This window comes from Gemmatimonadota bacterium, from assembly GCA_026702745.1.
In the GTDB taxonomy this organism is placed as follows: domain Bacteria; phylum JAAXHH01; class JAAXHH01; order JAAXHH01; family JAAXHH01; genus JAAXHH01.
On sequence record JAPPBT010000065.1, the window covers coordinates 107,299 to 123,293 of the forward strand.

Annotated in this window: 12 protein-coding genes; 6 read left to right on the plus strand and 6 right to left on the minus strand. The window is 63.8% G+C overall.

The features are described 5' to 3' along the window. Positions 1 to 23 precede the first annotated feature (23 nt). On the plus strand, positions 24 to 1,757 hold the full coding sequence (locus OXH56_10610; protein ID MCY3555761.1) for a carbohydrate-binding family 9-like protein: 1,734 nt from the start codon (positions 24 to 26) through the stop codon (positions 1,755 to 1,757). A gap of 98 nt (positions 1,758 to 1,855) precedes the next feature. Here the strand turns inward: OXH56_10610 and OXH56_10615 are convergent, their stop codons facing one another. From OXH56_10615 to OXH56_10635, 5 genes are read right to left on the minus strand one after another with little or no spacing between them, the layout of a single operon-like run. Next, complete coding sequence (locus tag OXH56_10615; protein ID MCY3555762.1) at positions 1,856 to 3,478, minus strand: fumarate hydratase; 1,623 nt, start codon at positions 3,476 to 3,478, stop codon at positions 1,856 to 1,858. A gap of 13 nt (positions 3,479 to 3,491) precedes the next feature. Next, positions 3,492 to 3,701, minus strand: coding sequence for a hypothetical protein (locus tag OXH56_10620; protein MCY3555763.1), 210 nt, complete (start codon positions 3,699 to 3,701; stop codon positions 3,492 to 3,494). Positions 3,702 to 3,733: 32 nt separating this feature from the next. Then, a complete protein-coding gene (locus OXH56_10625; GenBank protein ID MCY3555764.1) occupies positions 3,734 to 4,711 on the minus strand; it encodes a xanthine dehydrogenase family protein subunit M in 978 nt (325 codons plus the stop codon). Between the two features lie 3 nt (positions 4,712 to 4,714). Continuing rightward, on the minus strand, positions 4,715 to 6,934 hold the full coding sequence (locus tag OXH56_10630; GenBank protein MCY3555765.1) for a xanthine dehydrogenase family protein molybdopterin-binding subunit: 2,220 nt from the start codon (positions 6,932 to 6,934) through the stop codon (positions 4,715 to 4,717). A gap of 4 nt (positions 6,935 to 6,938) precedes the next feature. Then, positions 6,939 to 7,601, minus strand: a complete 663-nt coding sequence (locus tag OXH56_10635; GenBank protein MCY3555766.1) for a (2Fe-2S)-binding protein — start codon at positions 7,599 to 7,601, stop codon at positions 6,939 to 6,941. 377 nt (positions 7,602 to 7,978) lie between these two features. Between OXH56_10635 and OXH56_10640 the strand changes: the two genes are divergently transcribed. From OXH56_10640 to OXH56_10655, 4 genes are read left to right on the plus strand one after another with little or no spacing between them, the layout of a single operon-like run. After that, the gene (locus OXH56_10640; protein MCY3555767.1) at positions 7,979 to 9,028 is read left to right on the plus strand and encodes a GDSL-type esterase/lipase family protein; all 1,050 of its coding nucleotides are present in this window, start codon (positions 7,979 to 7,981) and stop codon (positions 9,026 to 9,028) included. A gap of 10 nt (positions 9,029 to 9,038) precedes the next feature. Further along, a complete protein-coding gene (locus OXH56_10645) occupies positions 9,039 to 9,557 on the plus strand; it encodes a methylated-DNA--[protein]-cysteine S-methyltransferase (protein ID MCY3555768.1) in 519 nt (172 codons plus the stop codon). A 25-nt stretch (positions 9,558 to 9,582) separates the two neighbouring features. Beyond that, complete coding sequence (locus tag OXH56_10650) at positions 9,583 to 10,236, plus strand: hypothetical protein (protein MCY3555769.1); 654 nt, start codon at positions 9,583 to 9,585, stop codon at positions 10,234 to 10,236. Positions 10,237 to 10,285: 49 nt separating this feature from the next. Beyond that, the gene (locus OXH56_10655) at positions 10,286 to 10,648 is read left to right on the plus strand and encodes a VOC family protein (protein MCY3555770.1); all 363 of its coding nucleotides are present in this window, start codon (positions 10,286 to 10,288) and stop codon (positions 10,646 to 10,648) included. Positions 10,649 to 10,768: 120 nt separating this feature from the next. Here the strand turns inward: OXH56_10655 and metH are convergent, their stop codons facing one another. Continuing rightward, positions 10,769 to 14,524: a methionine synthase gene (gene metH, locus OXH56_10660; GenBank protein MCY3555771.1), complete on the minus strand. Its 3,756-nt coding sequence runs from the start codon at positions 14,522 to 14,524 to the stop codon at positions 10,769 to 10,771. 235 nt (positions 14,525 to 14,759) lie between these two features. Here metH and OXH56_10665 point away from each other — a divergent pair, with 235 nt between their 5' ends. Next, positions 14,760 to 15,989, plus strand: a complete 1,230-nt coding sequence (locus tag OXH56_10665) for a histidinol-phosphate transaminase (protein MCY3555772.1) — start codon at positions 14,760 to 14,762, stop codon at positions 15,987 to 15,989. Positions 15,990 to 15,995: the final 6 nt, after the last annotated feature.

The window sequence follows — 15,995 nt, forward strand, 5'->3', positions numbered from 1 at the left end:
AGAACATTTTGGAGATCAAGCGCATGACCAGTGACTGGGGCTATTCGGAAGAAGGGTTGAAGCACTACAACGCGTGTCGCACCATCGGTCCCATCGTGGTGGACGGTCGGCTCGACGAGGCTTCGTGGCAACACGCCGTCCGTTCGCCGCGCTTCGAGGACCTGGAGGAGCCGGGCCGGCCGGGGCTGTTCGACACGCGGGCCGCGGTGCTCTGGGACGACGACTGCCTGTACGTGGGCTTCTGGGTGGAGGACCCAGACGTGCGGGCGACGTACACGGAGCGCGATTCCATGATCTGCGAGGAGAACGACGTGGAGGTCTTCATCGCCGGGAGAGACAGTTACTATGAATTCGAAATGAACCCCCTGGGCACGATCATGGAACGGTTCTACGTGTGGCAGAACGCCTACGTGGAGGCCGGATTCGGCGCGCATCCCGAATTCGACCTCCAGGGCACCGACCTGGTGGATACGCTCGGGGGAATCAAGACCGGCCACGCCCATCCGCGTGGCCGCCGATGGGCGTTCCGCCAGTGGGACCTGCCGGGCTTGAAGTGGGCGGTGCACGTGGACGGCACCATCAATGACTCGACCGACCGGGACCGGGGATGGACGGCCGAGATCGCCTTCCCCTGGCAGGGCCTGAAGCACCTGGCGGACGGGCGCTCGCTGCCGGCGAGGGAAGGAGATATCTGGCGCATGGATTTCTCGCGATTCCAGTGGATCGACGAAGGCGGTTACAGGACGTGTCCGGGATGGGCCTGGAACAGCCACGGGATCTACGATTCGCACATTCCCGATCGCTTCAGCGTAATCCATTTCTCCGAAAAAACGGTGGGTGAGAGCGAGGGGCGATCGACAAGTAGCGAACTTCAGGTGCCAGGCGGCGCACCACAGGCGACGAGCGATGAACCGGTTAATCGCGTGGTCCAGGAAGGCGTCATCGGTAACGCGCAGTCCGGGCGGCCCTTTCGATACCGGTGCCGGAAGACGCGAGGAGACCTGGTTGTGGACGGCGACCTGGGCAAGGAAACGTGGTCGCTAGCGGAGCGATCTCCTTTGTTCAGCGATCACTCGGGCACCCGTGCCCTGTTCGATACCACGGCGGCTATGGCCTGGGACGACGAGTGCCTCTACATCGGTTTCTGGCTGGAGGATCGCGATATTCAGGCCACCCAGGAGGACTCCGCTCACGAGGTACGGGAGGACAGCCACGTGGGTGTGCTGATCACCGGTCACGGCGCGTACTACGACCTTGCCGTGAATCCGCTGGGCGCCACCTCGGAGATGTGCTACATCTGGAAGGAGGCCCACCGGGATGACGACCGGTTCCACGTGCCTGAATTCGACCTGGCGGTCCACCAGCCCGAGGTACTGGGCGGGCACACGCGGACCGACATCCGCGCCATGCGCTGGGCCTTCTCGGACTGGCGCATGCCCGGGTTGCGGGCCGGGGTGAAAGTGGACGGCGAACCAGGCAGAAGGGACCGGGTCGACCGGGGCTGGACCGTGGAGTTGGCCCTGCCGTGGGCAGGCTTGAAATGGCTGGCCGATGGGCAGGCTTCCGGGCCGTCCTACGATCGGACCACTGGGCAAGTCGCACCCGCTCCGGGAGACGTATGGCGTATCAGCCTATTGCGCCGGCAGGTGATCGACCAGCGCGGCCAACGCTGGCAGGCCACGTGGACCTGGCAACCGCTGGTCCTGGCGGACGGCAGCATGCCCGAGACCCACCTTGAAATTGAACTCACAGAATAGATGTATTGAGATAAAGCCGAGGGAGGCCGTGGTGCGTGGCCGCACCGGAGCGCCGTCTGTACCGGAGCTTGCCGCGGCCTACAGTATGACGCGCCAGGTCAGTTCCGGCGCATGAACCCTGAAAAGAAGTCGTTGCCCTTGTCGTCCACCACGATGAAGGCGGGGAATTTCTCCACCTGGATGCGCCAGATGGCCTCCATGCCCAGTTCGGGGTACTCCACCATCGAGACCTCCCGGATGGAATCCTTGGCCAGCCGTGCGGCCGGCCCCCCGATGGACCCGAGATAAAACCCTCCGTGCTTCTTGCAGGCGTTGGTGACCTGGACGGACCGGTTGCCCTTGGCGAGCATGACCATGCTGCCGCCGGCCGCCTGGAACTGGTCCACGTAGGTGTCCATGCGGCCCGCCGTCGTCGGCCCGAAGGAGCCCGAGGCATATCCTTCCGGCGTCTTGGCCGGCCCCGCGTAGTAGACGCAAAGGTCCTTGAAGTACTGCGGCAGTTCCTCGCCGCCGTCGAGCCGCTCCTTGAGCCGGGCATGGGCGATGTCCCGGGCGACGATCATGGGACCCGTCAGGGACAGGCGCGTGGCGACCGGGTAGCTGCTGAGGGTGGCGCGGACCTCGGCCATGGGCCGGTTCAGGTCGATTTCCACCACATCGCCGCCCAGGGTCTCGTCCGCGATCTCCGGCAGGTATTTGGACGGCTCGGTCTCCAGCTGCTCCAGGAAGATCCCGTCCCGGGTGATCTTCGACAGGATCTGCCGGTCGGCGGCGCAGGAAACGGCAATGCCCACCGGACACGAAGCGCCGTGCCGGGGCATGCGGACTACCCGCACGTCGTGGCAGAAGTATTTCCCGCCGAACTGCGCGCCGATGCCGATTTCCTGGCTCATCTTCAGCACCCTCGCTTCCATGTCGAGGTCGCGGAAGGCCTGTCCGTACTCGTTTCCCTCGGTCGGCAGGGTGTCCAGGAAGCGCGCGCTCGCCAGCTTGGCCGTTTTCAGCGTGTATTCTGCGGAGGTGCCGCCCACCACGATGGCCAGGTGGTATGGCGGACAGGCCGCCGTGCCCAGCATGCGCAGCTTCTCGTCGACGAAATCAAGGAACCGGTCCTCGTTCAGCAGCGCCCGGGTCTCCTGGAATAGGAAGCTCTTGTTCGCCGACCCACCGCCCTTGGTCATGAACATCAACTTGTACTCGTCCCCCCGGTCCGCGTAGATCTCGATCTGGGCGGGCAGGTTGGTCCGCGTGTTCGTCTCCGTGAACATATCGAGCGGCGCCTGCTGGCTGTACCGCAGGTTGGTGCTGAGGAAGGCGTTCATGGTGCCCTGCGAAAGGGCGGACTCGTCGTCGCCTTCCGTCCAGACGCGGTTGCCCTTCTTGCCCGTTACGATGATCGTTCCCGTGTCCTGGCACATGGGCAGGATGCCGCCGGCGGAGATGTTGGCGTTCTTCAGCATCTCCATGGCGACGAAACGGTCGTTGTCGGACGCTTCCGGATCGTCGAGGATCTTGCGCAACTGGGCGAGGTGTTCGGGACGTAGCAGGTGGGAACTATCGCGGATGGCCTGGTCCGCGAGCAGGATCAGGCCGTCCGTGTCGACCTTGAGAATGTCCCTGCCTTCGAATGTGCCCGATGAGACGTGATCGCTGGTGAGCAGACGGTACGGGGTCGAGTCCTCCCCCAGGGGCAGGAGCTCGCGATGGACATAGTCGTTCAAGCCGGACGTCTCCTTACACGAACCGCACGTCGACGGTTTCGAAGCAGGTGCGGTTGGCGTCGCATTCCGTGGGTCCCACGACCTTGTCGTCGGGACCGATGCCCGACACGGAACGGACGCACCAGAACGAGCGGCCGGGTTTTTCCTCGGTAAGGGTCGTGTCGTTCTTCTCCGCCGTGTAGAACGATTTCGTCCTCAGGTACCGGCATACGGGTTGTGCCATGATAGACTCCTTGCTTGCGACGTTGGGGCTGCCTACGCCGCCAGGGCCAGAACGGCCTGTTTTACGAGATTCTTCGCGATCTCCACCTTGTAACCGTTGTGCGGCATGGGCGCGGCGTCTTCCACCGCGGCCTCCGCGGCGCTTTCCGCCCGGGCTTCCGTGATCCTGCGGCCCCGGAGGTAATCTTCCGCCTCGAGGGCGCGCCACGGAATAGGCGCCACGCCGCCCAGTACGAGGCTGGCCCGTTCGCAGGTCCCGTTCACCACGGTCATTTGCGCGGCCAGGCTAACCAGAGCGAAATCGATGGATTCCCGCTCCCGCACCTTGAGGAACATGCCCCGGCTGTTCGCCTCCGGCTTCGGGATCGTGATTTCCGTCACGATCTCGTTGGGCCGAAGGATGTTCTCCCGCCGGATGTTCATTTCGGGCATGGTGAAGAAATCGTCCATGGCGACTTCGTTCCCGCCGCGGGGGCCATGGATATTCACCGTGGCGCCCAGGGCCATGAGCGCGGGGGCCGCGTCGGAGGGATGGACGATGTAACTCGGTCCGGACCCGAAGATCGCGTGGTAGGTATTGACCCCGCCCACCGCGTAGCACCTCGCCCCGCCCTTCTTGAGACAGGGGAAATCCTCGCTGCGGTAGTACCAGCAACGCGGCCGCTGCAGGATATTCCCCGCAAGCGTGCCCATGTTGCGGATCTGCGGCGAGGCGATGACGGATACCGCCTGGTGAAGCACCGGCAGTTCCAGCGACACGGCGTCGTTTTCCATAACGTCCGTCAGCGTGGTCAGCGCGCCGACACGCAGTCCGGCGTCGTCCTGCCGGATGTAGTCCAGCCCCTCGATGGACTTGAGGTTGACCACCCGTTTCGGGACGGCGGCGTAGTCCTTCATCTCGCCGACCAGGTCCGTACCGCCTGCCATGACCACCGCGTCGTCCCAGCTACGGCCCAGAAGGGAAGGCACCTGCTCTATCGACGTCGCATTGACGTAGGAAAAGTTCTGCATGAGTCAGCCCTCCTTCACTGCGGCCAGTGCGCTGAGCACTTTGTCGGGGGTAAACGGCATGTCCCGAATGCGGGCGCCGCAGGCGTTGTAGATGGCGTTGGCGATCGCGCCGGGGGTCGGGATCGTCGCGGGTTCGCCGATGCCGATGACGCCCCGTTCCGGTTCGTCGTACCTGAGGATTTCGATTTCGGGGATGTCCGTGGAGCCCATGAGCTTGTAGTCTTCCAGGTTGGCGTTGACCATGAAGCCCGTCGCGGGATCCATGATGCGGTTCTCGTACATGCCGTATCCAATCCCCATCAGGACGCCGCCGTTTACCTGGCTCGCCCAGGTGAGCGGGTTCAGGATCATGCCGCTGTTGTGGACGGCCACGACCCGGTCGACCTTCACCAGGCCGGTCTCGGTGTCGACGCTGACCTCGACGAAGTGCACGCCGGGCACGCCGCTGTCCGAGTAGCCGGGCAGCCACTGGCCGTGGAAGAAGATGGGCTCGTCCCCGAGCTGGGCCGTGGCCTGTTGCCAGGTCATGCTCTTGGAAGGATCGCTCCCGACGAACACATTCCCGTCCGAGGCTACGAGTTCACCGGGTTCCACGCCGAAGTTAGGCGCGATCTTCTTGAACAGCTCGAGTTTCGCCAGCATCGTCGTACCCTTGATGGCGGGTGATACCGACGCGGCCGTGGTGCTTCCGCCGCTACCGCCTGAATAAGGGTAGTTCGTGTCGCCGATGCCGACGGAAATGTCCTCCATCTTCAACCCGAACTCTTCCGCCGCGACCATGTGCACCAGGGTGAGCGTCCCGGTCCCGATGTCCTGCGTGCCGCACTTCACCTGCACGCTCCCATCGGGATTGATGGTACACTCGGCCTGCGTCCTTCCACCGCCGCCGCCCCACCGGGCCGATCCCACGCCCATGCCGGTCTTGATCCGGCCGGTCTGCGAATTGGGCGTGGCGCTCCGGCGGGTCTTCCATCCGATGTGCTCCGCACCCATGGCCACCATGTTGCGCCGCGCTTCATTCGGATCGTTCATCTGGCGGATGTCGATGGGGTCCATGCCCAGCGCCTCGGCCATCTCGTCCATCATGGACTCCATGGCGAAGGCCGCCTGGGGATGTCCCGGCGCGCGCTGGGCGGCCATCGGCCCGGCGTTGGTGAACACGCTCGTCTGTTCGATGCGGTAATTGGGGATCTCGTACAGGTACGGCGCCCCGGGTATGTTGGCGCTGCCGGCGACGCCCGGCGTGCCGTAGTTGCTCCGTTCGTAGGCGACCAGCTTGCCATCGCTCGTCGCGCCCAGCTTCACGTGCTGCACGGCGGAGGGCCGGTTTCCGGTGGCCAGGTGCTCTTCCTTGCGCGTCAGCATCAGCTTAACGGGCGCCCCGGCCTTCCGGGCGAGTAGTGCGCAGATCACGCCCTCTTTACGAGCGCCGAACTTGGCGCCGAACCCGCCGCCCATGAATTCAGTGATCACGCGGACGTTCGTTTCGGGGATGCCGAAATGCCCGGCCAGTTCGCCGCGCACGCTGAATACGCCCTGGGTGGAGGCCCAGACCGTCAGCTTGTCGCCTTCCCACTGGCACACGTTGCCGTGGGTCTCCAGCGCGATGTGGGACTGCACCTGGCACCGGTAGGTGGCCTCGAGGGTCACGTCGGCCTGGGCGAATCCCGCGGCGATGTCGCCCTGCTCACCGACCCTGGGCTCGCCCACGTTTCCGCGGTCACTGTGCACCTGGGCCGCGTCCGGGTCCCGCGCCGCGTCTTCGTCCACGACGAAGGGCAGCACCTCGTAATCCACGTCGATAGCGTGGAGCGCGTCTTCGGCGACCTCCGGCGTCGTCGCCGCCACGGCCGCGATTTCCTGTCCGGCGAACCGGCACTCCCGCGAGAAGACCTCGGGGTCGTCGCTGGGAAGCACCACCACGCTCACGCCGGGCAGCGCCATCGCCCGGGTGGCGTCGATGCGGTTGATCCGGGCACGAGGGTGGGCCGACCGCAGGATGCGACCGTAGAGCAGGCCGGGCAACTTGATGTCGGCGGTGTACTTGGCGCGTCCGGTGACCTTGTCGACCGCGTCCACGCGGGTGTGGGGCTTGTTGATGTACTTGTTCTTCGAGAGGTCTCCCCAGCCGCCTTCGCCGGTATCGGGGACCTGAATCTCTATTTCTCTGGGTTCACCGTCTTCCTGGATGGTGATCGTGACCGTCTTCATCTTCTGCTGCATCGGCTCACCCTCCCTTCCGCATCTTTTCGGCGGCGCTCATCACGGCCTCGAACACGTGGGGATAGGTGCCGCAGCGACAGATGTTGCCGGACAGACCCTCCCGGACCTCTTCCGGCGTCGGGTTGTCGTTGGCGTCCAGCAATGACTTGGAGGACATCAGGAACCCCGGTGTGCAGAATCCGCACATCAGGGCGTCCTTCTCGACAAAGGCTTCCTGGATGGGATGCAGACTGTCGCCGTCCGCCATGCCTTCGACGGTCTCGATCTTCCGGCCCTGGGCGTCCATGGCCAGCGTCATGCAACTGAAGACGAGCTTTCCGTCCATCTCCACGGTGCAGGCCCCGCATTCGCCCTTGTCGCAGACCACCTTGGGACCGGTGATCTCCAGCCGGTCCCGCAGCGCGTCGGCCAGGGTCGTGCGTGCTTCCACTAAGGCGTTGTGCGACTCGCCGTTCACGTCGAGCGATATGGTCGCCGACATGACGCCCTCGGCTTCCTGGGCGGCCGCCGTCCCGGCTTCCGAAACCAGGATGGCCGGCGCTACGGCAGCCGTCACCGCACCTGCGCCCGCGCCCTTGAGAAAACCACGGCGCGTGAACCGGGTCCCCGATTTCGTTTCGGAATGGGACGATTCATCGGGCCTGGCTTCATCGTGTCGATCAGCCATGGGACCTCCTCTTCTACGTATTTATGCCATCAAATTAAAGCCAGCCGGAACGGACGAAGTGCTGACGACAGCATCCGGCTGGCGAGTAATCACGAGAACCGGAACCGGCAAGGCCGGTGTTCTGTGGTAATCTGGTAGGGAACCACCCTATGAATATGGAAGTCACTCCGGTCACCGTCAAGGTCTTTCACTAATGGTTATACAGGGAACGAAGGCGTTGTCGTCAAACAAAACCGGGTACGCGTTTTCACTTGCGATTTCGGCCTGTGTGCCCTTAGATTCAGGGGGAGTGCGACGGCAACGTGGATTGGGAAGATGTTTGCAGGACGACCGGTCCATTCGGCCGGAACAGGATGCCTGACAGCCGGAGAACGGGAATGAAGCGTTACGCATTTGCCGCCATGGCCGGCGCCGCGGTGAGCGCCCTCGTGGGTGCGGAGTTCTACCTTCGACGGCAGGATCACGCGTACAACAGGGACCGCTGGTTCCACGAAGAATACGACGGCGCCCATCCCTACATCGTGTTTCACAACCGGAGCGGCTGGGAACTGATGCCGGGGTACAGCGTGGCCGGCATCCGGATCAACGACTACGGGTTCCGGGGAACGGACTTTCCGAGGCGGAAGGATCCCGAAGCCGTCCGTATCATGTGTCTCGGCGACTCCTGCACCTTCGGCGCGCCCGGGGATGATTCACCCTATCCCTACCAGTTGGAACGGCAGCTGGCGCAGATGGACCTGGAGCGCGATCACCAGGTGATCAACGCCGGCGTGGACGACCACGCGTCCATCAACGCCCAGTTGCGCCTTCCCAGGCTCATGGCTTTCGATCCGGACATCCTGATCGTCTATATCGGCTGGAACGACATGTGGCTGGGGAACCCGAAGCACTATCCCGACATGCGCAGGAAGACCCAGTCCTACTGGCACTACGGCAACGGCGGCAACACGGGCCTGAGGCTGCTGGACGAGGCCAAGGAGATCCTGGAACTGAACACGCCGCCGCCCATCGGCTCCTTCGACCTCGAGGACTTCCTCCCGGAGAACTACGAATACAATATGCGCCGCCTCATCCAGACGGCGAAGAGCGACCGGACCCGTGTCGTCCTGACGACCCTGCCGACGCTCATATCCCGTAACGGCGCGGAGATGTCCATGCAATGCCTCGACAAGATGCGGTATCCGTCCTTCGTAGCCCGGGGAGATCTCGACCGCCTCAGGCAACTCTACGATATCTACGATGCCTCGATCCGCCGGCTGGCCATGGAAGAGGATACGGACCTCATCGATCTCAACGCCGCTTTTACCGAGATGGACGGTGAACGCGAACGGTACTTCGCCGATACCTGGCACCCCACCATCGAAGGCAGCGAGGTCATTGCGCGGGCGCTGGCCCAGGGCCTGCGGGACCGCGCCATTGTAGGATAGTCCAGACCCGTTGAAGCACGTATTGAAATACACGGTCTTCCCCACGCCGCTCGGCCCCATGTACGCAGCGGCCAGTGACGCGGGCGTATGCCGCGTTACCTCCGGTGTCACGGACGAGGCGTTCGCTACGGACATGCTGAACCGTTTCGACGCGGAACTCGCCTTCGTCCCGGACGACGGACTGCTTGCCTCGGTCGAAGACCAGATCACGCGGTATTTTAAAGGTAACTTGAAGGATTTCGACCTTCCGATTGATTTCCTGCGGGGCACGTCCTTTACCCGGCAGGTCTGGACCGCGCAACAGGCCATTCCATACGGGCAGTGGCGTTCCTACAAATGGGTGGCCGAGCAGGTTCGCAGGCCCAGGGCCGCCCGGGCGGTGGGCCAGGCCAACAGCAGTAACGACATCGGCCTCCTGGTTCCCTGCCACCGCGTGATCACCAGTGACGGACGCCTGGGAGGCTACGGCGGCCGGCCGGAGGTCAAGGCGTTTCTGCTCGACCTGGAAGGTACGGTATACAACCGCTGACCGCTTTCCGATCCGATTACTGCCCATGCCGCTGGACATTCCCAACCGAGTCTACTTCGCCTACGCCTTCCAGTGCAGATACCGCGAGCAGGCGCCCCGGATCAACGGCGTCCTGGACGACTGGGATACCGATTACCTGGTACCCGACCTGGGATTCCTGGAGAACCGGCCGAAAGCCGCGGACGTCTACATGGCCTGGAACGACGAGGGCCTGTACTTCGCCGTGGACGTGCGCAAGCGTAAACCGGTCCAGTCCCACTACGGAAGGCACTGGACCGGAGACAGCTTCCAGATCTGGCTGGACACGCGCGACGTGAAGACCGCCAGGCGGGCGGGAAGGTACTGCCACCAGTTCAATTGCCTCCCCACCGGGGGCGGCGACCGCGGGGACCGGCCCGTGGTCAAGCCCTCGCAGGTCGACCGCGCCCGCGAGAGTTGGAACATGCCGGAACCGGAAGCGCTTCCCATCGCGTCCCTGATCACGGACCGCGGTTACACCCTGGAGGTGTGCCTCCCGACCGAAACGCTCAGCGGATACGACCCGGAAGAGTTTCCTCGCCTGGGTTTTACCTATTTCCTCAACAATTCGGAGTACCCCGCCCAGTGGTGGAGCGCCGGGCGGGACCTGCGCGTGCACGTGGACCCCAGTACGTGGGGCACGGCGGTGTTAAGCAGATAGTCGGCGAGAAAAGAAGATGTCGGCCTGACCATCATCGAAAGGACGAAGCGTGCAAAGAGTTCAGGGATTCGGCGGGTTCTTCTTTCGGGCAAAGGACGCAGAAGGACTTGCGAAATGGTATCTGGATCATCTTGGCATCAATCCCGCTCCGACAGACATGGAGATGGCGCCATGGGTAACCGAGTCCGGTGTGACGGTTTTCTCACCCTTCGATGCTGACACGGACTATTTCGCGCCGGATAAGTCATTCATGCTGAATTTCCGCGTGGCTGATTTGGATGCGATGATCACGCAACTGAAGTCCACGGATATCGAGGTCAGCCACGAAATCGAAATGGAGGGCATCGGTCGCTTCGCCCGCATACATGACCCCGAAGGAAACGCGATCGAACTATGGGAACCCACGTCGTGAGATTCGTGGCCGGAAGCCTAACGGAGATCTTGCGGAAGACATCCGGTTGTCAACCCTAGGAAAATATGCCAGAGCGATTGGCAATTCGCTGCGGTCTACGGCGGGATAACAGGCTGCAGGTTAGTTAACACAGCAACAATGCTTCGATGAAATCTCCGTGGTGCCATCCACGGGTTCGTAATCCAGGTTGGGCGCAAGCCACCGTTCGATGGATTCGACGGTCATCCGCTTGCGGCGGGCGTAGTCCACCACCTGGTCGCGTCCGATCTTCCCCACGTTGAAATACCGGGTCTCGGGATGGCCGAAGTACAGACCGGCCACGGACGGCGGCGGGTCCATGGCGTAGCTTTCGGTCAACGAAACGCCGATCCTTTCCTCGGCCCGCAGCAGGTCGAAGAGCCGGCGTTTTTCGGTGTGATCGGGGCAGGCCGGATACCCTGGCGCCGGCCGGATCCCGCGGTAGTCCTCCCGGATCAGGTCTTCTCCCGAGAGGTCCTCGTTGCGCCCGTAACCCCAGGCGCGGCGCGCCCTTAGATGGGTTTGTTCCGCAAATGCTTCGGCCAGCCGGTCGGCGAGCGCCTTGACCATGATGGCGCGGTAGTCGTCGTGATCTGCCTCGTACCGCCTGACCAATTCGTCGAGACCGATGCCGGCGGTAACCGCGAAGGCGCCGATATAGTCCTCTGTGCCCTCGGGGCCCACGAAATCGGAGAGCGCGAGGCAGGGCCCGTCCACCGACCGGGGCCTTTGCTGGCGCAGCATGGGAAAGGTCGCGAGAGTCTCCGACCGCGCGGCGTCATCGAACAGCACGATGTCGTTTCCGGTGGAATGGGCGGGGAAGAATCCCCACGCGGACCGGGCCCGCAGCAATCCTTCATCCACGATCTCATCCAGCAGGTTTCTCGCGTCTTCAAAGAGCTTCCGCGCCTCCTCGCCGACCTTCTCGTCCTCCAGGAGGGCGGGATAACGTCCCCTTAATTCCCACGCACCGAAGAAGGGTGTCCAGTCGATAAAGGGTACGAGTTCCTCCAGCGGATGGTCGTCGTCGACGCGGACCCCGGAGAATTCGGGTACCGCGATGGTCGCTGCAGACCATTCGAGGACGGGCCGCCGCTCGCTCGCCTCGGCGAAGGGTACGAGGGGCGCGCGCGGCGTGCGGCATTCGTAAGTATCCCGGATCTTCCTGTAGTCCTCCCGGACCCGCCCGGCGTAGTCGGATCTCAACTCGTCGCTGAGGAGGCTGCCGACGACTTCCACGGCCCGCGACGCGTCCGTCACGTGCACGGTCGGTCCGTGATAGGCCGGCTCGATCTTGATCGCCGTGTGCCGGCGGCTCGTCGTGGCGCCGCCGATGAGCAGGGGCAGTTCGAAGCCATTGCGCTCGATCTCACGGGCCACGTGGATCATCTCGTGGAGGGAAGGGGTGATCAGCCCGCTCAGTCCGATGAGGTCGACGCCTTCTTCCACGGCCGTACCGATGATCTTCTCCGCCGGGACCATGACGCCCAGGTCGATGATGCGGTAGTTGTTGCACCCGAGCACCACGCCCACGATGTTCTTCCCGATGTCGTGCACGTCCCCCTTCACCGTGGCCAGGAGGATGGTCCCCTGGTACTGTCTCTCCCCGCCTTCACCGTGTTCGGCCTCCATGTGCGGTACCAGGTGGGCCACGGCCTTTTTCATGACCCGCGCGCTCTTGACCACCTGGGGCAGGAACATCTTCCCCTCCTGGAAGAGATCGCCGACGATGGACATCCCGGCCATCAGGGGTCCCTCGATGATGTGCAGCGGACGGTCGTAGCGTTGCAGGGCTTCGTCCATGTCCTCTTCCACGTAGTCGGCGATACCGCTGACCAGCGCGTGGGATATACGTTCTTCCAGGCTGTCGTTGCGCCAGTCCTCGTCCCTGCGCGCCCGTTCGGACACGTCTCCTTTACGCGATGCCGCGAATTCCAGCAGCCGTTCGGTGGCGTCGGGCCGGCGGTTCAGCAGGACGTCTTCCACCATGGCCAGCGTATCAGGTTCGATGTCCTCGTAGATCGCCAGCTGCCCCGCGTTGACGATGCCCATGTCCAGGCCCGCCTGGATGGCGTGGTACAGGAAGGCGGCGTGCATTGCCTCCCGGATAGGGTCGTTGCCGCGGAAGGAGAAGGAGATGTTGCTCACGCCGCCGCTCACCCGGGCCAGGGGGTGCAACTCTTTGAGCCGTCGGACGGCCTCGATGAAGTTGACGGCGTAGTCGTCGTGTTCCTCCATGCCCGTGGCCACGGTGAGGATGTTGGGGTCGAAGATGATATCGGTGGGGTCCATGCCGATCTCTTCGGTGAGGATCCGGTAGGAACGGCTCAGGATCTCCACCTTGCGGTCCGTATCAGTGGCCTGCCCGTCCTCGTCGAAGGCCATCACCACCACGGCGGCCCCGTACCGTTTCGCCACGCGGGCCTGGGTCTTGAAGACCTCCTCGCCCTCCTTCAGGCTGATGGAATTGGCGATGCTCTTGCCCTGAACGCATTTCAGCCCCGCTTCGATGACCGGCCAGCTCGAGCTGTCGATCATGACGGGCGTGGCGGCGATGTCCGGTTCGGACGCGATCAGGTTCAGAAAGGTGGTCATGGCCCGTTCGCTGTCGAGCAGGCCCTCGTCCATGTTCACGTCGATGATGTTCGCCCCGCCCTCGATCTGCTGCCGGGCCACCCCCAGGGCTTCCTCGTATTTCTCCTGACGGACCAGCCGGGCGAATTTGCGCGAACCCGTCACGTTCGTCCGCTCGCCGATCATGGTGAAATTGCTGTCGGGACGCACGGTGAAGGTCTCGAGTCCGCTGTACCGGGACAGGGGTTCGACGGGGTGGGGAACCCGCAGTTTCCCCCGCTGCCTGACGGTCTCTGAGATCGCGGCGATGTGCGCGGGCGTGGTGCCGCAGCATCCGCCGACCATGTTCATCCATCCTTCTTCGGCGAAGTCCCCCAGCACCTTGGCCATGTAGTCCGGGGTGTCGTCGTAGCCGCCCAGTTCGTTCGGAAGCCCCGCGTTCGGATAGCAGGTCACCGGAAGGTTCGCGATGCCCGACAGTTCCTCGATGTAGGGGCGCAGATCCGTCGCGCCCAGGGCGCAGTTGATCCCCACGCTATACAGGTCCCCGTGGCGTATGGACGTCCAGCACGCCTCCACGGTCTGGCCCGAGAGCGTTCGGCCGCTGGCGTCGACGATGCAGAACGACGCCATGACGGGCACGCGGCGTGTCCCTTCGTCGAAGAGGGTGTTGATGGCGTACAGCGCGGCCTTCATGTTGAGCGTGTCGATCTGGGTTTCGACCAGCAGCAGGTCCACGCCGCCGTCGAGGAGTCCACGGACCTGCTCGCCGTAGGCCGCGGCCAGCTCATCGAAGGTAACGGAACGAAATGCCGGGTCGCTCACGTCGGAGGCGACGGAAGCCGACCGTGTGGTAGGCCCCATAGTGCCGGCCACGAAACGCGGCCTGACCGGATCGACGGCCGTGGCGGCCGAGGCGGCCCGTTTCGCGACTTCTGCCGCCGCCACGTTGATGTCGTAAACCCGGTCCTGCAGGCCATAGTCGGCCTGTGAAATGGCCGTGGCATTAAAGGTGTTGGTCTCGATGATGTCGGCGCCGGCGTCCAGGTACTCCCTATGGATCTGTTCGATGAGCTCGGGCCGTGTGATCGACAGCAGGTCGAGGTCGCCGCGCAACGGAACGGGGTGGTCTTTAAACGTTTCGCCGCGGAAATCGGCCTCGTCGAGTGCATGGCCCTGGAGGACCGACCCCATGGCGCCGTCGATAATGAGGATGCGTTCGGAAAGCAACCGGTCCAGCAGGAGGTGGGTTTCAGTTGTTACGGGATGGAACTGGCTGAAGATGCGGTCTCCTTATCGAGGATGTACTACGCGAGTGGCGTGCCATCGCGGGCGGCCGTGCCATCGCGGGCGGCCGTGCCATAAATCTACGGGAGGTCCGGGGAATCGTCAAGGTCGACGCAATTGATCTTCCCATCCGTTTTGCGACGTTGTATCATGACGGTATATCTTGAAATCGACAGGTGAATACGGCGGATCGACAGTCCGATTACTCGACAATAGGAGAAGGGGTGTTCCAATGTCCGACAGAAAAGAAGCAAGTACCACGACCAGGCCAGGGCTTTCGCGGCCCAGTCCGGGGCTTTCGCGCCGGGGATTCCTGAAAGGCGCCCTTGCGGGTGCCGGTGCGATTTCCTTTGGCAGTTACGAGGCCGTGGCCCAGATGGTGGGCGGCCCTTCCGTACGTGGCTGGGGGGTGCCCCCGGGCCTGGTGCGCATCGACGCCAACGAGAACGCCCTGGGGCCGTCTCCCCGGGCGGTCGAGGCGGTTTTGTCTCTGGTGACCAGCATCAACCGGTATGGCCAGAACCCGGACCTGCTGGGCAAGCTCGCCCGCCGGCACGGCGTACCCGTGGTAGAGTGGACGGACAGTCCCTTTGCCCCGGTACCCGACGCGTGGGTCGCGGTGGGCGCCGGGTCGTCGGACCTGCTGTTCGCCATCGGCCACGCTTACGTTCGCGAGGGCACGGAGGTCGTGGAAAGCCTGCCGGGCTTCGGTTTCATCACCCGATTCGCCGGCGTGGCCAACGCGGAACCGGTCCGGGTTCCCTTGCTGGAAGGCATGAAACCCGATCTGGACGGTCTCAGCGCGGCCGTGACGGAACGGACCGCCATGGTCGTCGTGACTACCCCCGGCAATCCCACGGGCCAGTTGACCCCCATGTCGCAGTTAAGGCCCTTTGTGGAGTCGATCCCCGAGCGCGTGCTGGTCCTCGTCGATGAAGCCTATATCGAATTCGCGGAGAACGAGGCCGACCGCGAAGGCGCGGCATCGCTGATCCCGGATCATCCGAACGTCATCGTGACGCGCACGTTTTCCAAGGTCTTCGGCATGGCCGGCATGCGGGTGGGATACGCGGTCGCCCGGCCGGAGGTGATCGCGCGGATCGGCCGCCACCGGGCCAACACGCTCACCCTCCTGTCCACCCACGCCGCGTCGGCGGCCCTCGACGACACAGACCACCTGCGGCGTTCACAGGAACTGGTGAGTCGGGGGAAACGCTATTTCTACGAGCAGCTGGACGCCATGGGCATCGAATACGCACCGAGCGAGTCGAGCTTCGTGATGATGAACATGAAGACCGACGTGGACGAACTCGTCCGCCGGATGCGCGAGGAACACAACGTACTGGTGGGCAACGCGAGGGCGCGCTGGAATATCGAAGGCTGGATCCGCGTCACAGCCGGCCTGCCCGAGGAGAACGAGGCGTTTATTGCCGCGCTGAAGAAAGTGTTGGTGAGCAGTTAGGATTTG

Excerpts from the sequence above, each read along its gene's own strand:
- OXH56_10640 (MCY3555767.1), top strand. The coding sequence starts at position 7,979 with ATGAAGCGTTACGCATTTGCCGCCATGGCCGGCGCCGCGGTGAGCGCC.
- OXH56_10620 (MCY3555763.1), bottom strand. The coding sequence starts at position 3,701 with ATGGCACAACCCGTATGCCGGTACCTGAGGACGAAATCGTTCTACACG.
- OXH56_10635 (MCY3555766.1), bottom strand. The coding sequence starts at position 7,601 with ATGGCTGATCGACACGATGAAGCCAGGCCCGATGAATCGTCCCATTCC.
- OXH56_10610 (MCY3555761.1), top strand. The coding sequence starts at position 24 with ATGACCAGTGACTGGGGCTATTCGGAAGAAGGGTTGAAGCACTACAAC.
- OXH56_10665 (MCY3555772.1), top strand. The coding sequence starts at position 14,760 with ATGTCCGACAGAAAAGAAGCAAGTACCACGACCAGGCCAGGGCTTTCG.
- OXH56_10650 (MCY3555769.1), top strand. The coding sequence starts at position 9,583 with ATGCCGCTGGACATTCCCAACCGAGTCTACTTCGCCTACGCCTTCCAG.
- OXH56_10630 (MCY3555765.1), bottom strand. The coding sequence starts at position 6,934 with ATGCAGCAGAAGATGAAGACGGTCACGATCACCATCCAGGAAGACGGT.
- OXH56_10625 (MCY3555764.1), bottom strand. The coding sequence starts at position 4,711 with ATGCAGAACTTTTCCTACGTCAATGCGACGTCGATAGAGCAGGTGCCT.